Source organism: Nocardioides sp. (assembly GCF_964228225.1).
Classification (GTDB): Bacteria; Actinomycetota; Actinomycetes; order Propionibacteriales; family Nocardioidaceae; genus Nocardioides.
The window spans coordinates 1-2,160 of record NZ_CAXQZB010000044.1 but is presented as its reverse complement, the minus strand read 5'-3'; the positions used below and the strand labels follow the sequence as shown (position 1 = coordinate 2,160).

General features: G+C 75.5%; 3 protein-coding genes. All 3 read left to right on the top strand.

Translation table 11 applies throughout. The features are described from left to right. The first annotated feature begins 201 nt into the window (after positions 1-201). The 3 genes from ACERUJ_RS09905 (at position 202) to ACERUJ_RS09895 (ending at position 1,873) form a co-directional block, all read left to right on the top strand. On the top strand, positions 202-771 hold the full coding sequence (locus tag ACERUJ_RS09905; RefSeq protein WP_370248353.1) for a toxin-antitoxin system HicB family antitoxin: 570 nt from the start codon (positions 202-204) through the stop codon (positions 769-771). Positions 772-900: 129 nt separating this feature from the next. Next, the gene (locus ACERUJ_RS09900; protein WP_370248352.1) at positions 901-1,722 is read left to right on the top strand and encodes a DUF4097 domain-containing protein; all 822 of its coding nucleotides are present in this window, start codon (positions 901-903) and stop codon (positions 1,720-1,722) included. Position 1,723: 1 nt separating this feature from the next. Beyond that, positions 1,724-1,873: a hypothetical protein gene (locus tag ACERUJ_RS09895; RefSeq protein ID WP_370248351.1), complete on the top strand. Its 150-nt coding sequence runs from the start codon at positions 1,724-1,726 to the stop codon at positions 1,871-1,873. The last annotated feature ends 287 nt before the right edge of the window (positions 1,874-2,160 follow it).

Genomic DNA, 2,160 nt, shown 5'->3' with positions numbered 1-2,160 from the left:
AGCCGAGGAAACTGCCCGACACGCCGTGCCGCGTCCGGCGTGTCGGGCAGTCTGCTCGGCCAGCCGAGCAAACTGTCCCGGCGCGAGAGCGGAATCGCGGCCCGGCCGCCGACGCTGCGTGACATCACACTGCCGCACCATGACGTCGTAATGACGCCAACCTGATTGCCAATGACGCCATAGTGATGTCATGATGACGTCATGGACCTGACCCCGTACGTCGAGCACCTGCGCCGCGACCTCCAGCAGGCCGCGGTGAGCGCCGGTCCCGAGGCCGAGGCGCTGGCCGAACGACTCGGATACGCCCTCGACGCCACCGCGCGGTTGGCCCTGATGGAGGCCATCAGCCACGCCTGCGCGGAGATCACCACCGACCTCGCCGGCGAGGTCAGCGTGCAGCTCCAGGGCCGCGACCTGGCCTTCCGGGTCGAGTCGCCGCTCGGCGCCGGCCTCACCCCACCCGCCCCGCCGACGCCGCCGCTCCCGCCGGCCCCACCCGCCGCCCCCGACGCGGCCGGACCGGACCTCGAGGACGAGGGCACCCTGGCCCGCATCAGCCTGCGCATCCCCGAGTCGCTGAAGGCGCGCGCGGAGGAGGCGGCGGCGGAAGCCGGTCAGTCCCTCAACACCTGGCTGGTCGGCGTGGTGCGCGACGCCACCCGCAGCGGCGCCATCCGCGTCGACGTCGACCTGTCCAGCATCCCGTTCCTGTCCCGCGACTCCTTCCCCTTCGAGCCCGGCGCCCGACGCCGCATGACCGGCTGGGCCTGAGACCCCTCGGCCCGCCCGGCCCCCGCACCTCCGACGCCCACCACCGCCCGCAGTTGCCCGCGACCGCCGGCGGGTGAGTGGCGCGACCCCGCACGCCCCCGCCCGGGGGCTCCACGAAAGCGACACCCCATGACCGACCACCGGTTCGCCACCCCACAGCCGCTCCAGCTCGACGTCGAGGTCGAGCGCGGCCACGTCAGCCTGGTGCTCACCGACACCACCGAGACCACCGTGCGCCTCGAGGGCGCCGACGCCGCCGGCACCGAGGTGTCCCTGGAGGGCACCACGCTGCGGATCCACCAGCCGCGCCGTCGTGGCTTCTTCAGCGGCGACCGCGCCCTGCACGTCGAGGTCGAGGCGCCGCGGGCGAGCAGTCTGGCCGCCCGCCTGGGCTCCACCGACCTGCACACCGAGGGGCCGCTGACCGACGCCCGCGTGAAGTCCGGGTCGGGCGACCTCACCCTGGCCGAGGTCACCGGCGCCTGCCAGGTCGACACCGGCTCCGGCGCGGTCCAGGTGCACCGCGCCGGCGCCGAGCTGCGCGTGCGCAGCGGCTCCGGCGACGTGCACGTCGGCCACGCCGGGGCCACCAGCGCCGTCTCGACCGGGTCCGGCGACGTGCAGGTGGACCACCACACCGGCACGTTGTCGGTGAAGACCGGCTCCGGCGACCTGCGGGTGATCGACGCCGCCGGCGAGGTGTCGATGGCCACCGGCAGCGGCGACGCCGTCGTCGACCGCATCAGCACGGGGGCCCTGGGCTTCACCGGCGCCTCGGGCGACGTGCGGATCGGCGTCGCGCCCGGGATCCCCGTGTGGACCGAGGTCTCCACCGTGACCGGACGCCTGGAGTCGCGGCTGCAGGGCCGGGGCGAACCGGCGCAGGGCGACCCCTTCGTGGTGGTGCGGGCCCGCACCGTCAGCGGCGACATCGTGCTGCAGGAGGCCTGAGATGTTCGAGCCGCTGCTGCCCGACCTCGCCGTCACCCGCATCCGCGACCGACGCCTGGCCGCCGCCCGGGCCGCCGAGCGCCGCACGGTGCGCGCCGCCCGACGTGGCCGCGCCCGCCGGGGCTGGGACGAGGAGCCGACCGGGCGCTGATCCCGGGCCCCACCTCTCGGTCCCCACCTCCCGGGCCTCACATCCCGGACGGGGCATCACCGCCCGGGAGCACCCCGCACACTGTCGGGGTGCTCCCTGCCGCGACCCGTCCCCACCGCCTGCGCCGCGCCCTGACTGGCCCGAGGCCGGGAGCGTGATGGACTGGCAGTCGTGCCCCGCCGGGCGCGGCGAGGTGCGCGAGATCGTCGTGGAGTACGTGCCCGGTTCGCTGGTCGCCAGCGACGTCGAGGACGACTCGACCACGGCCCGCCAGGCCGTGACCTTCG

What these genes read in the sequence shown, in the direction of transcription:
- ACERUJ_RS09900 (WP_370248352.1), top strand. Translation starts at nt 901, where the DNA reads ATGACCGACCACCGGTTCGCCACCCCACAGCCGCTCCAGCTCGACGTC.
- ACERUJ_RS09895 (WP_370248351.1), top strand. Translation starts at nt 1,724, where the DNA reads ATGTTCGAGCCGCTGCTGCCCGACCTCGCCGTCACCCGCATCCGCGAC.
- ACERUJ_RS09905 (WP_370248353.1), top strand. Translation starts at nt 202, where the DNA reads ATGGACCTGACCCCGTACGTCGAGCACCTGCGCCGCGACCTCCAGCAG.